The sequence below is a fragment of the Salibaculum griseiflavum genome (assembly GCF_003129565.1).
Lineage (GTDB): Bacteria > Pseudomonadota > Alphaproteobacteria > Rhodobacterales > Rhodobacteraceae > Salibaculum > Salibaculum griseiflavum.
Window position 1 is genome coordinate 235,868 of record NZ_QETF01000002.1, and the last position, 18,275, is coordinate 254,142.

Here is an 18,275-nt window from a genome sequence, read left to right on the forward strand (position 1 = left end):
TTCGGAAATTCGCGCCTAGATTCGGCTCATGACCCTTTCGATCCCCTTCGACAACAGCTACGCCACCCTGCCCGACCGGTTCTATACCCGGCAGGGCGCGGCCCCCGTGCGCGAGCCCCGGCTTTTCGCGTTCAATGACGCGCTGGCCCGGACCCTCGGCTTGGAGGGTTTCGACGACCCCGCCGAGTTGGCCGAAATCTTCGCGGGCAATACGCTGCCCGAAGGCGCCGCACCTTTGGCCCAGCTTTACGCGGGCCACCAGTTCGGCGGGTTTTCCCCGCAACTGGGCGATGGGCGGGCGTTGCTGCTGGGCGAGGTGGCAACCGGCACGGGCCGGTTCGACATTCAGCTCAAGGGCTCGGGCCCCACCCCTTATTCGCGCATGGGCGATGGGCGGGCCTGGGTCGGGCCGGTGATCCGCGAATACCTGATGTCCGAGGCGATGGCCGCCATAGGCGTGCCCACCACGCGCGCGCTGGCCGCCGTGACCACCGGAGAGCCCGTCCTGCGCGAGGACGGCCCCCTGCCCGGCGCCATCCTGACCCGTGTCGCCGCCAGCCATATCCGGGTCGGCACCTTCCAGGTCTTTGCCGCTCGCGCCGACCGCGACGCGCTGCAACAGCTGACCGACTACACGATCGCCCGGCATTTCCCTCGGGCCGGTGGCCCGATGGGCTTGCTGCACGCCTTGATGGAGGTGCAGGCCGATCTGGTGGCACACTGGATGTCCATCGGTTTCATCCATGGCGTGATGAACACTGACAACATGGCGATTTCCGGCGAAACCATCGATTACGGCCCCTGCGCCTTCATGGATGCCTATCACCCGAACACGGTCTTTTCCTCGATCGACCGGCAAGGGCGCTATGCCTATTCAAACCAGCCGCCCATCGCCCATTGGAACATCGCCCAGTTCGCCAGCGCGCTGGTGCCGATCATGGGGGACGAGGACAAGGCGGTCGATGACCTGACCGAGGCGATCAAGGCCTTCCCGCCGCTCTACGAGGCGGCCTGGCTGCGCCATTTCGGGGCCAAGTTCGGGCTGGCCGAGGCCACGCCGGACGACCGCCCGTTGATCGAAGAGTTCCTGACGCATATGGCGCAGGAAGGCCTGGATTTCACCAATACGTTCGCCGCCCTGCCGGATGTGCCTGCGGGGCTGCAGGATTGGGCGCGGCGCTGGCAGGCACGCGGGCCGGACATGGACCTGGTGGCCCGATCCAACCCGCGCGTGATCCCGCGCCTGCACCGGATCGAGGCCGTGATCCAGTCCGCCGTGGCCGATGACTTCGCCCCGTTCGACGAGATGCTGTCGGTGGTGACCGATCCCTTCGCCCCGGCTGATCCGCTCTATACCGCGCCGCCCGCGCCGGAAGAGCGCGTCTCGCGCACCTTCTGCGGCACCTGACGGTTGATCAGAAAAAGGCCTGCCGCCACCAGCGCAAGGGCCACCAGCAGTTCCGCCCCGACCGCCTCGTCCAACAAGAGCCAGCCCAGCCCGACCCCGAAAACCGGCGTCAGAAAGCTGAACGAGGCCACAGCCGCCGCCGGGTATATCGACAACAGCCAAAGCCAGAAGATGAAGCCGGCCCCGACGACGATGAGAATCTGGAAGGCCAGCCCCCAGAGGTGAATGGCCTGCACGTCGCGGATCAAGTCCCCGAAGAGCGGCGCCGCCACCAGAAGGATCGGCGCCGAGACCAGCACCTGCCAGAACAACTGCACCTCGGGGCGCAGGGTCCGGAGCCGGGTGCCCTTGGCCAGAAAGGCGAGGCTGGCCCAGCTCATCGCGCCCGCGATGGAAAGCAGGTCGCCGGCCAGGCTGGCCGGCCCGCCCTGCCGCCCGGCGAATGCCACCACGACGCCCGCCACGGCCAGTGCCAGACCGGCCCCTTTGAGCGGGGTGAGCGCCTCACCGGGGATGAAGAAATGCGCCAGAAGCGCCAGCCAGACCGGCATGGTATAGAAGAGCACCGAGGTCCGCGCCACGGTGGTCAGGTCCAGCGCGATGAAAAGAAAAATGAATTCGACCGCGAAGGCGACCCCGATCAGCACCGCGAAGGGCAGCACATCGCGCGGCACGGTCAGGGACAGGCCCCGGTAACGCAACCAGAGCGCCACGACGACGATGGCCCCGGCGCTGCGCAGCCCGGCGAAAAAGACCGGCTGAAACCCCTCGTTCGTGACCTTGATCACGACCTGGTTGAAGGCCAGAAGGATCGCGAAGCCGATCAGCGACAGCGCACCGAAGCGGTCCATTTCGGTTTTCTTTTCCATCGGGCCAACGGACGGGGGAACGGCGCGGAAGTCAATGGGCCAATCCCGAGGCCGGGGGCGCTGCCCCCGTCGCGCGGGACGCGCGACTCCCCCGCGGTATTTCGGCCCCAAAGAAGCGGTGGTCAGTTCCCCAGCATCCAATGTCCGTCGGGCCAGAAGGCATGGAAGGCGAAAGCGAACATCACGTCATGGGGCACGTCCGCGCCCTGCTCGTCGCGGACCCGAACGGTGCCCACGTCGCGCGCATCCGCGATCAGCGCCGTATCCAGCGCCGAGGCCTGCCCCGCAGACCATGACAGGACATATCCCGCTTCCTCGATCCGGCCCTCTTCGGCCAGACGCGTCAGAGGCCAGGCCTGCCCGTCGATCGCGACGACACGCACCAGCGGCGGGATTCCATGTGGTGGATTTTCTCCACGATAGAGAAAGGGCCGCGTGGAACTGTCGTATTTGACATACGGATTTCGGCCGTAGTCGCGCGGATAGGCCGGTTCGTCCATCACGAGCCCGTCGGGATTGCGGGCGATGAACTCGTCCCAGCTTTCCATCCAGGTGGGCAGCCGGTCCAGTTCCATGCCGGTCAACTCGCCGACGATTGCCTCGCCCAGCGCCTGTTGCCACCAGCTCTCGGTCTGGCGGTCATACATGACCATGTCGGAATGGCGCAGCTTGCCGGAGACGCCGAACTCCAGCACCCCGGCCTCGGTCCGACGATCGAAGGTGATGCCGGAATTGCACAACGGGCAGAAGGTCACGGCGATGGGGCGGCCGCCGACAACGTCGTTCACGATCTCATGCCATGTGAGATAGCGGATCGGATAGGCGCGTGGCGTTTCGCCCGCGATCTCGACGGTGATGACAGGCTCGCGCCCGGCGATGCGGGTTTCGTCGGCGGCCGGCAGAAAACCGGGGTCGGTCAGGGCCGGGATGCCGTCCTTGGGGGGACCGCCGGACATGATCTCGGACCAATCGTCGATAACAGTCGTCTCGAAATCCGTATCCGGCCATGCCCGCGCCCAGTCTTGCGGGTCGGCAAGACTGGCACTGCAGAAGAGCGAGAGTGTGAGGGCGAGCAATGTATGGCGCATGGAATTGTCCTCCTGCGCCCAGCATGGCGAGGCCGGGCGTCGCCGCCCAGCCCCCCTGACCGGAACGTGATGGGACGTCAGTCGGTGACCGAGACCGAAACCATCCAGTCCGGTTCGCCGATCACAGCGCCATTACGGCCCTGTCCACGCTTGATGGCATCGACCACCTCCATGCCTTCGGTCACTTCGCCGACGATGGTGTATTGGCTGTCCAGATGGGGCGCGGGCGCGAACATGATGAAGAACTGGCTGTTGGCGCTGTCGGGATCGGCGGCGCGGGCCATGCCGACCACGCCGCGATCAAAGGACAGGCTGTCCGAGAACTCGGCCTCGAGGTTACCCCGATCCGACCCGCCGGTGCCGGCGCGGCGCATGTCGAAATCATCGGCATTGCGGTCGCCGTATTGCACGTCGCCGGTCTGGGCCATGAACCCGTCGATCACCCGGTGGAAGACCACCCCGTCATAGGCGCCCGCTTCGGCCAGCGCAGTGATCTGGTCCACATGGCCCGGGGCGCTGTCTTCGAAAAGGTCGATGGCGATGGTGCCGGTGGCCTCGCCGGCGACCTCGATCTCAAGACCCGCCGCGGCGGCCTGCGTGCCCATCAGGGCGGCGATGACAGCAAGCTTACGCATCGGCGGCCACCTTCACGGAGATCATCTTGTCGGGGTTCATGGGCGGCTCCCCTTTGGTAATGTTGTCGACCAGGTCCATCCCCTCGATCACCCGGCCATAAACGGTGTATTGGCCGTTGAGGAAATGGTTGTCCTTGAAATTGATGAAGAACTGCGAATTGGCCGAGTTGGGGTTCGCCGCGCGGGCGGCGCCCAGCGTGCCGCGATCATGGGGCAGCTTCGAGAACTCGGCCGGCAGGTCCGGCTTGTCCGACCCGCCAGTGCCGGCGCGGGCCAGGTTGAAGCCGTCATTGGTATTGCCGAATTGCACGTCGCCCGACTGGGCCATGAACCCGTCGATCACCCGGTGAAAGATCACCCCGTCATAGGCCCCGGCGCGGGCCAGCTCTTTCATCCGGTCGCAATGCTGGGGCGCCACGTCGGGCAGAAGCTCGATGGTGACGGTGCCACCCTCAAGCTCGACGAGGATGGTGTTTTCGGGGTCCTTGATTTCGGCCATGCCGGTCTCCTTGATTGACTGTTATCGGGCAACCTATGCCGCCCCCCGGCCCTTGCCAAGGCAGGAGGTTGACGCGACGGGCGGAAAAGCACATCACCCCGATCAGCCTTGATCCACAGCGGGAGAAGACGAGATGAGCTGGAAGACCCTCGACGACATGGACCTGAACGGCAAGACCGTGCTGACCCGCGTGGACATCAACGTGCCGGTCGAGGATGGCCGGGTCACCGACACCACCCGTATCGAGCGGATCAGGCCCACCATCGACGATATTCTGGCCAAGGGGGGCAAGCCGGTGCTGCTGGCCCATTTCGGGCGACCCAAGGGCCAGCCCAACCCCGATATGTCCCTGCGCCTTGTCCAGCCCGCGCTGGAACAGGTTCTGGGCCGCGACGTGACCTTCATCGAACGGCCCGACAGGGGCGCCATTGACGGCGCAGAAGGTGTCATTCTGCTGGAGAACACCCGGTTCAGCCCCATGGAAACCGATAATGACCCGAAGATGGCCCGGTTCCTGGCCAGCCTCGGTGACATCTATTGCAACGATGCTTTTTCCGCCGCGCACCGCGCCCATGCCAGCACCGAGGGCGTGGCGCACCTGCTGCCCAATTGCGCGGGCCGGCTGATGGCGCAGGAACTGGGCGCGCTGGAAAAGGCGCTCGGTACGCCCGAGCGGCCGGTGGTGGCCGTGGTGGGCGGAGCCAAGGTGTCGACCAAGCTGGACCTGCTGGGCAACCTGATCGAAAAGGTCGATACGCTGGTGATCGGCGGCGGCATGGCCAATACCTTCCTGGCGGCCAAGGGCATCGACGTGGGCAAGTCGCTTTGTGAACATGACCTGGCCGAGACCGCGCGCGAGATCATGGCCAAGGCCGAGGCCGGCGGCTGCTCCATCCTGTTGCCCTCGGATGTCGTGGTCGCGCGCGAGTTCAAGGCCGGCGCGGCACATGAGGTCGTCGCCGCTGACGCCTGCCCGGCCGATGCCATGATCCTCGATGCCGGGCCCGAAGCGGTCAAGGCGGTGGTCTCGGCGCTGGAGGGCGCGAAAACGCTGGTCTGGAACGGCCCGCTGGGCGCCTTCGAGATCGAGCCTTTCGATGCGGCCACCAATGCCGCCGCCGCCCGAGCGGCCGAGCTTTCCAAAGCGGGCCAGCTGGTCTCGGTCGCAGGCGGGGGCGACACCGTGGCCGCGCTCAACAAGGCCGGGGCCGCGCAGGATTTCAGCTATATCTCGACCGCCGGGGGGGCCTTCCTGGAATGGATGGAGGGCAAGACCCTGCCCGGCGTCGCCGCGCTGGAGCCATCCTGACGCCGTTAGCGCGACCATGATTGCGGGGCCGGCGCCCCTTGCCTTAGAAGACGCAGGAACAGACAAAGCACGGAGCCAGACCATGACCGACCAAGCCCAAGCCGACCAGATGCGCAACGCCACCGGCTTTATCGCGGCGCTGGACCAGTCGGGCGGTTCCACCCCCAAGGCGCTGGCCCAGTATGGAGTCGAGGAAAGCGAATATTCCGGCGAGGCCGAGATGTTCGACATGATCCACGCCATGCGCTCGCGCATCGTCAAATCCCCCGCATTCACCGGCGACAAGGTTATCGGCGCGATCCTGTTCGAAATGACCATGGACCGCGAGATCGACGGCATGCCCAGTGCGCAATTCCTGTGGGAAAAGCGCGGCGTCGTGCCGTTCCTGAAGGTGGACAAGGGGCTTGAAGAAGAAGCCAACGGTGTGCGCCTGATGAAGCCGATCCCGACGCTGGACACCCTGTGCGAACGCGCGGTCAGCCACGGGGTCTTTGGCACCAAGATGCGCTCGGTCATCGACGCGGCCAATGCCGAGGGCATCCGCGCCAACGTGGCCCAGCAATTCCAGTATGGCGAACAGATCATGCGCCACGGGCTGATGCCGATCCTCGAACCCGAGGTAACCATCTCGATCGCCGACAAGGCAGAGGCCGAGGACATGCTGCTGGCCGAAATCCTGTCCGCTCTGGACGCCCTGCCCGAGGGGCAGGAGGTGATGCTGAAACTGTCCCTGCCGACCAAGGCGAACCACTACAAGCCGCTGATCGACCACCCCAAGGTCATGCGGGTCGTGGCCTTGTCGGGCGGCTACAGCCGGGACGAGGCCAACGCCCTGCTGGCGCAGAACGAAGGCATGATCGCCAGTTTCAGCCGGGCCCTGGCCGAGGGACTGTCGGCCAAGCAGTCGGACGCCGATTTCGACGCGACCCTCGCCGCCTCGATCGACAGCATCTACGGGGCATCCGCAACCTGATCCGAGCCCCCTGAAAAAGGGGATTCACAAAGCGAATCAAACATGCGATTCTGGTCGGTGAGCGGGGCGAAAAGACCCCGCCGCACCGAGGCAGAACCATGAGCACACGCAGACGCGCGCCCCTGGGCGTGATCCTCTACTTCACGACGCTCCTGCTGTTGGGGCTCTATTTCACCTTTGCCGCGGTGCAGGGTGACTACGGCGTGTTCAAACGCGCCGAGATCGAGGCCGAGGGCCGCGTTCTGGCCGAGGAACTGGCCGTGCTGGAGGCCGAGGTCGCCCGGATGGAGAACCTGACGCGACGCCTGTCCGACACCTATCTCGACCTCGACCTGCTGGACGAACGGGCCCGCGATGTACTGGGCCTGATCCGCGCCGACGAGATCGTCATTCGCTGACGCCGCCCAAGCCATGCAGCCCGCGCAACGCGGGTTTTCACGCCGCCAGCCGCCTGCCCCGATATTGCCGGTAGATTTTTGGATGCCCCTCTTGTAGGGATAGTTTAATACTAAACTATCCATTCCGCGTAAGGGGGAGGACCCATGGCCGCGAAGAAAACCGCAAAGAAACCAAACATTTCAGCCGATGAGCTGAAAGCCTATTACAAGGACATGCTGCTGATCCGCCGATTCGAGGAAAAGGCCGGCCAGCTTTACGGCATGGGCCTGATCGGCGGGTTCTGTCACCTCTATATCGGTCAGGAAGCGGTCGTGGTCGGGCTCGAAGCTGCCGCCGAAGAGGGCGACAAGCGCATCACCACCTACCGCGATCACGGCCATATGCTGGCCTGTGGCATGGACCCCAAGGGCGTCATGGCCGAACTGACCGGCCGCGAGGATGGCTATTCGCGCGGCAAGGGCGGCTCGATGCACATGTTCTCGAAGGAAAAGCACTTCTACGGCGGCCACGGTATCGTCGGCGCCAACGTGCCGCTGGGCGCCGGTCTGGCCTTCGCCGACAAGTACCGCGAAAACGACCGTGTGACCTTCACCTATTTCGGCGACGGCGCCGCCAACCAGGGCCAGGTCTACGAGACCTTCAACATGGCCGCCCTGTGGGATCTGCCGGTGATCTTCGTGATCGAGAACAACCAGTATGCCATGGGCACCGCGCAGAAACGGTCCACCTCGACCCCGGATCTCTACAAGCGCGGCGAGGCCTTCGGTATCCCCGGCGAGATGGTCGACGGCATGGACGTGCTGGCCGTCAAGGCCGCCGGTGAGAAGGCCGTTGCGCACTGCCGTTCTGGCAAGGGCCCTTACATCCTTGAAATCAAGACCTACCGCTATCGCGGCCACTCCATGTCGGACCCGGCGAAATACCGGACCCGCGAGGAGGTGCAGAAAATGCGCGAGGAACGCGACCCGATCGAGCATGTTCGCACCATGCTGCTGGACGGCAACCATGCCAGCGAGGAAGACCTCAAGGCGATCGACAAGGAAATCAAGGAAATCGTCAACGAAAGCGCCGAGTTCGCCAAGGAAAGCCCCGAGCCCGCGCTCGAAGAGCTTTGGACGGATATCTACGCGGACGAAATTCCGCAGGAAGCCTGAGGGAGGATCACAGACATGGCTACCGAAATTCTCATGCCCGCCCTCTCGCCCACGATGGAAGAAGGCACGCTTGCCAAATGGCTGGTCAAGGAAGGCGACACCGTGAACAGCGGTGACATCCTGGCCGAGATCGAAACCGACAAGGCCACGATGGAATTCGAGGCCGTCGACGAGGGCGTCATCGGCAAGATCCTGGTCGAAGAAGGCACCGAGGGCGTCAAGGTCAACACTCCCATCGCCGTGATCGGCGAAGAGGGCGAGGACATGTCCAACGCCGAGACCGCCTCTGACGCGGCCACCGAGACCAAGGAAGAGGTCACCAAGGATCAGCCCATGGCCCAGCAGCCTGCCGCTGTGCCGGCCAAGGCCGACCGCAGCCCGGACTGGCCCGAGGGCACGGAAATGACGACCATGACCGTGCGCGAGGCGCTCAACACCGCCATGGTCGAGGAAATGGAGCGCGACGACGGCGTCTTCCTGATGGGGGAAGAGGTCGCCGAATACCAGGGCGCCTACAAGATCAGCCAGGGCCTTCTGGACAAGTTCGGCGAAAAGCGCGTGATCGACACGCCGATCACCGAGCACGGCTTTGCCGGCATCGCCGTCGGCGCCGCCTTTGGCGGGCTGAAGCCCATCGTCGAGTTCATGACCTTCAACTTCGCCATGCAGGCGATCGACCAGATCATCAACTCGGCGGCCAAGACGCTCTACATGTCCGGCGGCCAGATGGGCGCGCCCATGGTGTTCCGCGGCCCCAATGGCGCCGCCGCCCGCGTCGCCGCGCAGCACAGCCAGGATTACGCCGCCTGGTATGCGCATATTCCCGGCCTCAAGGTCGTGATGCCCTATACCGCCGCCGACGCGAAGGGCCTGCTGAAATCCGCGATCCGCGACCCCAATCCGGTGATCTTCCTGGAAAACGAGATCCTTTATGGCCGCTCCTTCGAAGTGCCGGTGCTGGATGATTTCACCATCCCCTTCGGCAAGGCCCGCATCGCCCGCGAAGGCAAGGACGTGACCATCGTCAGCTTTGGCATCGGGATGAGCTACGCCATGGAAGCCGCGGAAAAGCTTGCTGAAGAAGGCGTTGACGCCGAGGTGATCGACCTGCGGACCCTGCGTCCGCTCGATTACGACACCGTGCTCGACAGCGTGCGCAAGACCAACCGCATGGTCACCGTCGAGGAAGGCTGGCCCGTGGGCGCCATCGGCAACCACCTCTCCGCCCATGTCATGACCCATGCCTTCGATTATCTCGATGCGCCGGTCCTGAACGTCTGCGGCAAGGATGTGCCGATGCCCTATGCGGCCAATCTCGAACGCCACGCGCTGGTGACCACGGACGAGGTCATCGAGGCCGTGAACCAAGTCACCTACCGGTAAGGAGCGTCAGACATGGCTACCGAAATCCTCATGCCCGCCCTGTCCCCCACCATGGAGGAAGGCACGCTCGCCAAATGGCTGGTCAAAGAGGGCGACACCGTGAATGCCGGCGACCTGCTGGCCGAGATCGAAACCGACAAGGCCACGATGGAATTCGAGGCCGTCGACGAGGGCGTCATCGGCAAGATCCTGGTCGAGGAAGGCACCGAGGGCGTCAAGGTCAACACCCCGATCGCCGTGATCGGCGAAGAGGGCGAGGACATGTCCAGCGCCGAGGCCAGCGCCCCTGCCCCCGAAGCGGCCCCGGCCGCCGAGGAAAGCACGCAAGAGCGCGCGAAACCCGCCGGCGATACCCCGGCGCAGGCCGCGCCGCCCGCCCCGGAAAAGGACGGCGAACGCATCTTCGCCTCGCCCCTGGCGCGCCGCATCGCCGCCGACAAGGGGCTGGACCTTGCGCAGATCAGCGGCTCGGGCCCGCGCGGCCGCATCATCAAGGCCGATGTCGAAAGCGCCCAGCCTCAGGCCGCAAAGGCGCCCGCCGCCGCAGAAGAAGCCGCCGCACCGGCCGCTGCCGCCGCCCTGCCCGCCGGGCCGGGGGCCGACGCCGTGCGCAAGATGTTCGAGGGGCGCGACTACGAGGAAGTCACGCTCAACGGCATGCGCAAGACCGTCGCCGCCCGCCTGACCGAGGCCAAGCAGACCATCCCGCATTTCTACCTGCGCCGGGATATCCAGCTCGATGCGCTGCTGAAATTCCGCAGCCAGCTCAACAAGCAGCTGGAGCCGCGTGGCATCAAGCTCAGCGTCAACGACTTCATCATCAAGGCCTGCGCGCTGGCACTGCAAACCGTGCCCGACGCCAATGCCGTCTGGGCCGGAGACCGGATTCTCAAGCTCAAGCCCTCGGATGTGGGCGTCGCCGTGGCCGTCGATGGCGGGCTTTTCGTGCCGGTTCTGAAGGATTCCGAGCAGAAATCCCTCTCCTCGCTATCTGCCGAGATGAAGGATCTCGCCACCCGCGCCCGCGACGGCAAGCTTGCGCCGCATGAATATGTCGGCGGCAGCTTCGCCATCTCCAATCTCGGCATGTTCGGGATCGAGAATTTCGACGCGGTCATCAACCCGCCGCATGGCGCGATCCTTGCCGTGGGCGCCGGCGTCAAGAAACCCGTTGTCGGAGAAGATGGCGAACTGACCGTGGCCACGGTGATGTCCACCACGCTTTCGGTCGATCACCGGGTCATCGACGGGGCGCTGGGGGCCGAATTTCTGGCCGCCATCAAGGACAATCTCGAAAACCCGATGACCATGCTCGCCTGACCGCCTGCATCTCGACCATGACAGGGCCGCTCCCGCACCGGGCGCGGCCCTTTTTCGTGCCAACTCTCTCATCTCGCCACAAGTACTCCGGGGGGGCCGCCCGCAGGGCGGGCGGGGGCAGCGCCCCCACACTCAAGAATCCTGCGCGCCGCAGGCGCACCTTTTCACAAGCCTTTGATCTGGCGCAAGGAACGGCCTGATCGGCCCATCTAGTCAGGGCCGACTGCAACAAAGGATCCCCCCGATGAACTGGAAAGACGAGCTGCGCCACACCACCGGCATCCTGCGCCCCATGCGCGCCGAACAGGCCGATACGGCAAAAGGCTTCCATGCCCTCCACGAGGCCGCCCTGGCCCCCGGCGCCATGGCCACCAAGGAAAAGGAGCTGATCGCGCTGGCCATCGCGATTTCCAAGCAGTGCACCGATTGCATCGGCTTTCATATCAAGGCTGCAATTCACGCAGGCGCCAGCCACGACGAGGTCGCCGAAACGGTCAATGTCTGCGTGCTGATGAATGGCGGGCCGGGCTACATGTATGGCGCCAAGGCGATGGAGGCTTTCGACCAGCTGGCCTAGAGCACAGCGGCCAGCCCCAGCCCCGCCAGCAGCCAAAGCCAGGCCAGGCAGGCCAGCCAGAACAACACCCGGTCCAGCCCGCCGCCATGGCTGTGGTCATGCCGATGACCGTGGCCCCGGCGCCTCCAGGCCAGCCAGCCGAAGGCGGCTGTGATCGCCCCGAAGACGAGGTTGAGCCAGAAGGTGTAATCCACTGAGAACCGCTCTTCCGGGGCACGGCGGCTGGCGGTCCCCGCCTCGGGGACCATGTCCAGCGCGTGAAAGCCGTAATGCAGCACAAGCGCCACCGCGACCAGCGCCGCAAGGAACACCGCCGCGATATAGAGCGCCATGCGCCAGCCGTAATAGGTCGCGTGCACCCGGATCACCGGAAACACCACCAGGTCGGAAAAGATGAAGGCAAGCACGCCGGCCATGCTGACCCCGTTGGCGAACAAGAGCCCGGCCAGCGGGATGTTCCCCATCGACCCGATGAAGGTGAAGAACGCGGCCACCGGTCCGATCAGGGCATCGCCGAGGACGGCCAACGGCCCGGCGCCTGCGCCGCTGCCTGGAAACAGCCAGGTGAAGAACGCGGCCGGAACGAACACGGCAATGATCCCGGCCAGGGTGAAGCCCACCGTCACGTCCTTCCAGACCATGTGCCATTCGCCGAAATAGCGCCCTGCCAGGTCCGACCAGACCGCCCGGCTCTTCAGCAGGTCCGCCGGGTCGGCATCGGCCTCGTCCGTGTCGGCCTGCAAGCGCTCGCGCACCGCCCCGATCAGGCGCCGGGGCCGGGTCAGGGCAACGATGCCCCACATGGCGAGGATCAGCAGGAGCCCACCGACATATTCGGCCACCACGAAGTGCCAGCTCAGGAAAACCGAGATCACGATGCCCAGCTCGATCACCAGGTTGGTCGAGGACAGAAGGAACGCCATGGCGGGGATGAACCCTGCCCCCTTGGCGAAAAGCGCCCGCGTCGTGGCGAGGGCCGAGAAGCTGCAGGAGGAGGAAATGAACCCGAAAAACGTGGCCAGCGCCACCGCGCGGGCCTGCTTGTCGCCCATGGCACGGCGCATCTGGGCGCGGCCCACGAACAGCTGGATGGCGGAACTGATGACATAGCCCAGCCCGAAGGCCCAGAACGCCATCCAGAAGAACCCGGCACTGGTCAGCGCCGCATCCGCCCAGAGCGTCAGGAACTCGGCGGTCAAACCGTGTGGGGCAGATGGTTGGCCATCACGGCCCCGCTTTCAGGATCTGGTCCATGGTGATGGCCGGCTGGGCACAGCCCGCCTCGCCCACCACCTTGGCCGGGACGCCGGCCACGGTGGTCTTTTCGGGCACATCGTTCAGAACGACCGAGCCGGCCGCGATACGCGAGCAGCAGCCGACGCGGATATTGCCAAGCACCTTGGCCCCGGCCCCGATCAGGACGCCGTCGCCGATCTTGGGGTGGCGATCTTCCTCTTCCTTGCCGGTCCCGCCCAGCGTCACCGAATGCAGCATCGAGACATTGTCGCCCACCACGGCGGTTTCCCCGATCACGATGGAATGGGCGTGGTCGATCATGATCCCCTTGCCCATGCGGGCGCCGGGGTGGATGTCCACGCCATAGACCTCGGAACTGCGCATCTGCACGAAATAGGCCAGGTCGCGGCGGCCCTTGTCCCACAGGTAATGGGCCAGACGATAGGCCTGCATCGCCTGGAACCCCTTGTAGTAGAGGATCGGCTGCAACAGGCGGTGGCAGGCCGGGTCGCGTTCCTGGATCGCGGCCAGGTCCGCGCGGGCGGCCTCGACCAGGTCGGGCGCATCGGCATAGGCCTCTTCGGCGATCTCGCGCAGCAGGACCATGCTCATTTCATTGGAGCTCAGCTTGGCCGAGAAGCGATAGGACAGCGCCTTTTCCAGCGTCTTGTGATGCAACACGCAGGCATGGATCAGGCCGCCCATCAGCGGCTCGTCCAATATGGCCTGCTCGGCCTCGGCGGTGATCCGCGCCCAGACCGGATCCAGCTGGGCAAGTTTGGGGTTCGGCTGTGCCATGAGGCGCCTCCTTTTCGGCCACTCCTATCCCAGATAGGGTGGGTTGGCCAAGAATAAACCCGTGATGGAAAAGGTCACTGAAATGGATGACCGCGAAATCGTCGAATTGAAACAGGCGCTTCTCGACCGGCTGGCGGCGCTGGACGAGGAGGATGCGCGCGGCTCGGACGGTCAGAAGACGGTCGAACTCGACCAGCAGGCGGTCGGGCGGCTCAGTCGGATGGATGCACTGCAGAACCAGGCCATGGCCAAGGCGCAGGCGGCGCGCCGCGCGGGGGAACGGCGCCGGATCGCGGCGGCCCTGGCCCGGATCGCCGAGGACGAATACGGGTATTGCACCGATTGCGGCGAAGCCCTGGGGTTGGACCGGCTGCGCGCCGACCCGACCCTGCCCCGCTGCCTGTCCTGCACAAGGGGCTGATCAGCGGCGGCGATCCGGGTCACGGCGCCATTTATCCAGGGCCGTCAGCAAGACGACCAGCGCATCGCAATAGGCGGTGTCGCAGCCCCGCCTTTCGCGGCTGCGCCGCCAGCCCATGGCCTCGGAGGCGAGCGAGCCGCAGCCGCGCCCGGCGACCGGACGCCGCAGACGCTTGCGCAAGCGATCCGACAGATGCGCCTCTCGCACCAGGGCCGCCGCCACAGACGGCCATTCGACCCGAGGTCGGGCCAGCAAAACCCGCACCCCCGCATCGAGGTCATGCCACCCCGGCTGCCGCATCAGAGCGTGACGACCACCGACCGGGCCGGACCGGGGCCGTAGCGGTCCGAGAGTTGCGCCACCGAGATCGTGATCTCGCCGGACGCCCCGTCACTGGCCTGGTCCCCGACGCTATAAGTCCACTCCGGACTGGACCGGGTAACTTCGCGCAGCAGGGTTTCGCCCGCATGCACCTGCACGCGGTAGTTTTCGGCGGTTTCGCCCAGCGGCACCTCGGCCTGGTCCCAGCTGTCGCCGTCGATCCGGGTCCGTCTGATCCAGCTCAAAGCCAGATCGCCGCCGCTGCCGGACCGGGCGCGCAGATGCGCCACCGGGTAAGGCCGCAGCCCGTTGCCGCGGAAACTCTCGGCGCGATACTGGTAGCTCGGGTCGGACATGGGCCGGGTCGCCGGTCCATAACGGTAGTGACGCAGGGTGCCGCGTGCGGCGGGGGCCAGCGCCAGTTGCCCGGGCACGGCATCCATCAGCACGAAAATTGATCCCACGGGCCGAGCTGCGGGCATCAGCCCGTCGCTGCCCGCCTGCCCGCGCAGACGCAAGCGCAGGTCATAGGTCCGCTCGCCGACCAGCGTGGCCTCGGCGAACTGGAACACTTCCCATGCATCGACGCTACCATCGCCGATGGCGGCCAGGTTGCCGCCGCCCAGCACCTGCGCACGGGGCAGGCTGTCCAGCGTGCCCCGGATCAGCCGCACCCGCAATGCCGGGCCCGCGTCCCAGACGCCTGGCGGGGCGCTGGTCATCTCGGTCTCGGTCACGCCGATCACCGCCGGGTCATGCAGGATCCGGCCCAACTCGTATCCCGCGTCCTGGTCTGACGTGTAAAGCGCCACGCTGCCCGGCCAGGGCACGCCGCTGACGGCGGCATGGGGGGCGATCTCGTCCTCGTCACCGCGCATCAACGGCAGGTCCATGAGCATCAGCTCCACCGGGATCGGCGCCACATAGGGCGACAGGACCGGCGCCGTGCCCGGCACCGGATGGCGGGTATAGACCGAGGGGTCGATCCGCACCGCCTCAAGAAGCTGCCGGTCGGTCTGTTCCACCTGGTCGACACGAAAGAGCCAGCCCCCCTGCCCTTCGGGCAAACGCACCACGTCGCCCGGTCCGATTTCGGCGCGCGACGGCGGCAGGGCGAATTGCGCCGTATCGCGAGCCAGTCGCGCCTCGGCCAGCCAGCGCTCGGCGATCCTCAGCCCCTCTCCCGGCGTCAGGGCCAGCGACAACTCGCTGCGGGCGGTGGTGGGGGTCGCGTCACCCGGATGGACGGCCTCGGTCGCACGGATTTCATAGTCGCCATCCGCCTCCACATGGGCCAGCTGGACGCGCCCGACGATCTCGGGGGCCTGAGCGCGGGTCAGTTCGATTGCGCCGGCCTCGTCCACGGCCTGGGCGAACTCACCGCGATCAACCGCCGTCGCGGCCCGTCCGGACCGGCTGCGGAAAATCAACTTGCCGTCCCGTTCCAGGGCGTCGAACCCATAGGCCAGCATCAACGGCTGCAAGGCCGCGCGCCCGGTCTCGACCTCGGCCACGGTATAGCCCCGCACCACGCCGTAAAGCTGGCTGACATCGACATCCGCGATCCCGGCGCGGGCGCAAATCTCGGCCACGACCGAGGCCAGCGACCGGGCCATGACCCGTCCGTTGATCCAGTGCCCGAGCGTGTAGTTCTCGGAATCCGACCACAGGTCCGCCCGGCCCGGAAAGGCCGGAAACGGCCGCGTATCCCAGGCCCAGACATGGATGCGCCCGGTATCGACCATGCTCTGACCCGTCACCGAAGAGACAGGGTTGCCCGCCTCGGAGGCATAGTGGTCCAGCAGAACCGAGAGGTATTGGCGCTGGATGAAATCGTCCCGCACACCTGTCGAGGCCCGCGGCAGCCCGCTTTCCGAGGATTTCGGATCGACGAACCGGTTGGGTTGGTTGGTGCCCTTGTCGACCGCCGGACAGCCGATCTCGGTGAACCAGACCGGCTTGCTTTCCGGCTGCCAGGCGGTGGGATGGCTTTGCCGCACCCCATCCACCCGGTCATGATGAGGGTTCTGCCACCAGCCCCGAATGTCCTTGGCCCGCCAGATCCATGGCTCGCCGGCGCCATCGGTGATCGGCGTGCGAATCTGTGCCGCCTCGGCCTCTGGGGAATGGTAGTACCAGTCGTAATACTCGCCCCCTTTGATCCCGGCCCGCAGGTAGTCGGGATTGTAGATGCTGCCCCAATGGGCGTCGGCATGGGCCTCGCCCTCGCGCCAGTCGCTCAGGGGCAGGTAATTGTCGATCCCGATGAAATCGCAGTCGGGATGCGCCCAGAACGGGTCGAGATGGAACAGCTTGTCGGCGGTGCCCGGCTGATGGTAGCCGTGATACTCGCTCCAGTCCGCGGCATAGCTGATCCTGCACTCCGGCCCGAGGATGGCGCGCACCTCTTGCAGAAGATCGACAAGCCCGGCGACGAAGGGAAACCCGGACGCGCCCCGGATCTGGGTCAACCCACGCAGCTCGGAGCCCAGCAGGAACGCATCGACACCGCCGGCGGCGGCGCAGAGATGCGCGTAGTGCAGGATGAAGCGCCGATACGACCACTCGGGCGGACCACTGTAGCTGACCGTCTGGCCGCTGATCGTGAAATCGGCGGGCTGGGCGTTGCCAAGGAAGGTCGCAACCTCCTGATCGGCCTGCCCCGTGCCATCGGGGCTGCCCGCAACACCCGCCGCCAGCGCGCTGGTGATGCGCCCCCGCCACGGCAGATGCGGCTGGCCCTCGCTGCCCGTCCAGGGATCGGTCAGCGTATTTCCCGCAACCTGGTCCATCAGGATGAACGGGTAGAAGACCGGCGACAGGCCCCGCGCGCGCAGCTCGGTGATCGCCTCGATCACCGCCGCGTCCGCCGGAGTGCCGCCGTATAGCTTGGTGCCATCCTGCGTGGCAACCTCGTCAGCCTCTGCACGCGCCAGCCCGGAAACCTGCCACGGCATCCCACGCCCGTCGGCCTCTTTCTGATCGACCTTGGGTTTGAGGCTGCATTCGCCGCAGCGCAGGTCATTGCCGAACCACGAAACGACGAGCGCCGTCGACCCGCAATTGGGCACCTCCTCCTGCAAGGCGTCGAGCGAGGCCAGCATGTCGGTCTTGCCCGAGGCGGCGTTCAGATTTGCCGCCTTGCGATTCCCGAACCCGTGATCGAGGAAGACCGGCGTTGTCGCGAGCGCGTATTCCCCTGTGCCGGGGATCAAGGAGACCCCCCGGATCGCCTTGTCGATCCCCGGATGCGCCACATCGCCCTGGTCCGGGCGCATCACCTCGAAGGTGAATTGCGGCACCCGGTTCCCGAATTGCGCAAGCGGCAGATCCTCAAGCACCACATAGGCCGTGCCGCGATAGGCCGGCGCCAGGCCTGCCCCCTCGACCGCCTCGATCTTGGGGTCGGGCAGTTGATCGGGGGTGCCGGGATGCAGCCGCAGGTTCAGATCCTCGGGCGAGACTTCCCGCCCATCGGCCCAGACCCGGCCGACGCGGGCGACCTCGCCCTCGCAAAGCGCAATCGCCAGACTTATTGAATAGCTGTATTCGACGGTCGCCGGGCCTTGCGGCGCACCCTTGCCGCCCCCGGTGCGATGGCGGGTTTCCTCGAACTCCGTGGCCCAGATGACCTGACCGGGAATGCGCATGCGGCCAAAAAGCTGGGCGATCCCCGTGCCTTCGCTGGCGCCGGTCAGACGCAGCCGGTCCAACCGGCCCACCTCGACCGCATCGCTGCCAGCGCCCAGCAGGCGCTGGTCCAGCATCCGCCCCAGCGTCGCGCCCACGGCGCGCCCGATCACCGCCGAGCTCAGCCCCAGGACCGAACCACCAACGGCACCGCCGACCGCCATGCCGGCCGCAGAAAGAACGATCGTGGCCATG

At 66.1% G+C, this 18,275-nt stretch carries 17 protein-coding genes; 9 read left to right on the plus strand and 8 right to left on the minus strand.

Annotated features, from left to right (window positions below):
- Nucleotides 1-28: 28 nt before the first annotated feature.
- Nucleotides 29-1,408, plus strand: coding sequence for a protein adenylyltransferase SelO (locus DFK10_RS03090; protein ID WP_109386452.1), 1,380 nt, complete (start codon nt 29-31; stop codon nt 1,406-1,408).
- On the opposite strand, the gene DFK10_RS03095 is transcribed toward DFK10_RS03090, so the two are convergent.
- The 4 genes from DFK10_RS03095 to DFK10_RS03110 all read right to left on the minus strand — a co-directional run bounded on the left by DFK10_RS03095 (nt 1,351) and on the right by DFK10_RS03110 (nt 4,499).
- Nucleotides 1,351-2,277: a DMT family transporter gene (locus tag DFK10_RS03095; RefSeq protein WP_109386454.1), complete on the minus strand. Its 927-nt coding sequence runs from the start codon at nt 2,275-2,277 to the stop codon at nt 1,351-1,353. The two genes, DFK10_RS03090 and DFK10_RS03095, sit on opposite strands and share 58 nt — an antisense overlap.
- A 122-nt stretch (nt 2,278-2,399) precedes the next feature.
- Complete coding sequence (locus DFK10_RS03100) at nt 2,400-3,365, minus strand: DUF3179 domain-containing protein (RefSeq protein ID WP_109386456.1); 966 nt, start codon at nt 3,363-3,365, stop codon at nt 2,400-2,402.
- A gap of 77 nt (nt 3,366-3,442) precedes the next feature.
- The gene (locus DFK10_RS03105; RefSeq protein ID WP_109386458.1) at nt 3,443-4,000 is read right to left on the minus strand and encodes a peptidylprolyl isomerase; all 558 of its coding nucleotides are present in this window, start codon (nt 3,998-4,000) and stop codon (nt 3,443-3,445) included.
- Nucleotides 3,993-4,499: a peptidylprolyl isomerase gene (locus DFK10_RS03110; RefSeq protein WP_109386460.1), complete on the minus strand. Its 507-nt coding sequence runs from the start codon at nt 4,497-4,499 to the stop codon at nt 3,993-3,995. Before DFK10_RS03110 ends, DFK10_RS03105 begins: the two co-directional genes overlap by 8 nt.
- A 133-nt stretch (nt 4,500-4,632) precedes the next feature.
- On the opposite strand from DFK10_RS03110, the gene DFK10_RS03115 reads away from it, so the two are divergent.
- The 7 genes from DFK10_RS03115 to DFK10_RS03145 all read left to right on the plus strand — a co-directional run bounded on the left by DFK10_RS03115 (nt 4,633) and on the right by DFK10_RS03145 (nt 11,614).
- Complete coding sequence (locus DFK10_RS03115; protein ID WP_109386462.1) at nt 4,633-5,808, plus strand: phosphoglycerate kinase; 1,176 nt, start codon at nt 4,633-4,635, stop codon at nt 5,806-5,808.
- An 82-nt stretch (nt 5,809-5,890) separates the two neighbouring features.
- Nucleotides 5,891-6,781: a fructose bisphosphate aldolase gene (locus tag DFK10_RS03120; protein WP_109386464.1), complete on the plus strand. Its 891-nt coding sequence runs from the start codon at nt 5,891-5,893 to the stop codon at nt 6,779-6,781.
- 98 nt (nt 6,782-6,879) lie between these two features.
- Nucleotides 6,880-7,179 carry an FtsB family cell division protein gene (locus DFK10_RS03125; RefSeq protein WP_109386466.1) on the plus strand — a complete coding sequence of 100 codons (300 nt, stop codon included), beginning with the start codon at nt 6,880-6,882 and terminating at the stop codon, nt 7,177-7,179.
- 144 nt (nt 7,180-7,323) lie between these two features.
- Nucleotides 7,324-8,334 carry a pyruvate dehydrogenase (acetyl-transferring) E1 component subunit alpha gene (gene pdhA / locus DFK10_RS03130; protein ID WP_109386468.1) on the plus strand — a complete coding sequence of 337 codons (1,011 nt, stop codon included), beginning with the start codon at nt 7,324-7,326 and terminating at the stop codon, nt 8,332-8,334.
- Between the two features lie 15 nt (nt 8,335-8,349).
- Entirely contained in the window at nt 8,350-9,717 is a 1,368-nt protein-coding gene (locus tag DFK10_RS03135; protein ID WP_109386470.1) for a pyruvate dehydrogenase complex E1 component subunit beta, read from the plus strand.
- 12 nt (nt 9,718-9,729) lie between these two features.
- Complete coding sequence (locus DFK10_RS03140) at nt 9,730-11,037, plus strand: pyruvate dehydrogenase complex dihydrolipoamide acetyltransferase (RefSeq protein ID WP_109386472.1); 1,308 nt, start codon at nt 9,730-9,732, stop codon at nt 11,035-11,037.
- Nucleotides 11,038-11,281: 244 nt separating this feature from the next.
- A complete protein-coding gene (locus DFK10_RS03145) occupies nt 11,282-11,614 on the plus strand; it encodes a carboxymuconolactone decarboxylase family protein (RefSeq protein ID WP_109386474.1) in 333 nt (110 codons plus the stop codon).
- Here the strand turns inward: DFK10_RS03145 and DFK10_RS03150 are convergent.
- Complete coding sequence (locus DFK10_RS03150; protein ID WP_109386476.1) at nt 11,611-12,813, minus strand: permease; 1,203 nt, start codon at nt 12,811-12,813, stop codon at nt 11,611-11,613. The genes DFK10_RS03145 and DFK10_RS03150 overlap by 4 nt on opposite strands.
- Nucleotides 12,814-12,838: 25 nt before the next feature.
- On the minus strand, nt 12,839-13,648 hold the full coding sequence (cysE, locus tag DFK10_RS03155; RefSeq protein ID WP_109386478.1) for a serine O-acetyltransferase: 810 nt from the start codon (nt 13,646-13,648) through the stop codon (nt 12,839-12,841).
- An 82-nt stretch (nt 13,649-13,730) separates the two neighbouring features.
- Here cysE and DFK10_RS03160 point away from each other — a divergent pair, with 82 nt between their 5' ends.
- Nucleotides 13,731-14,069, plus strand: coding sequence for a TraR/DksA C4-type zinc finger protein (locus tag DFK10_RS03160; RefSeq protein ID WP_235866751.1), 339 nt, complete (start codon nt 13,731-13,733; stop codon nt 14,067-14,069).
- Here the strand turns inward: DFK10_RS03160 and DFK10_RS03165 are convergent, their stop codons facing one another.
- Nucleotides 14,070-14,369 carry a DUF7742 family protein gene (locus tag DFK10_RS03165; RefSeq protein ID WP_109386482.1) on the minus strand — a complete coding sequence of 100 codons (300 nt, stop codon included), beginning with the start codon at nt 14,367-14,369 and terminating at the stop codon, nt 14,070-14,072. It lies immediately after the preceding gene.
- Nucleotides 14,369-18,274, minus strand: a complete 3,906-nt coding sequence (locus tag DFK10_RS03170; RefSeq protein ID WP_109386484.1) for a baseplate multidomain protein megatron — start codon at nt 18,272-18,274, stop codon at nt 14,369-14,371. The genes DFK10_RS03165 and DFK10_RS03170 overlap by 1 nt, the downstream gene beginning before the upstream one ends.
- Nucleotide 18,275: the final 1 nt, after the last annotated feature.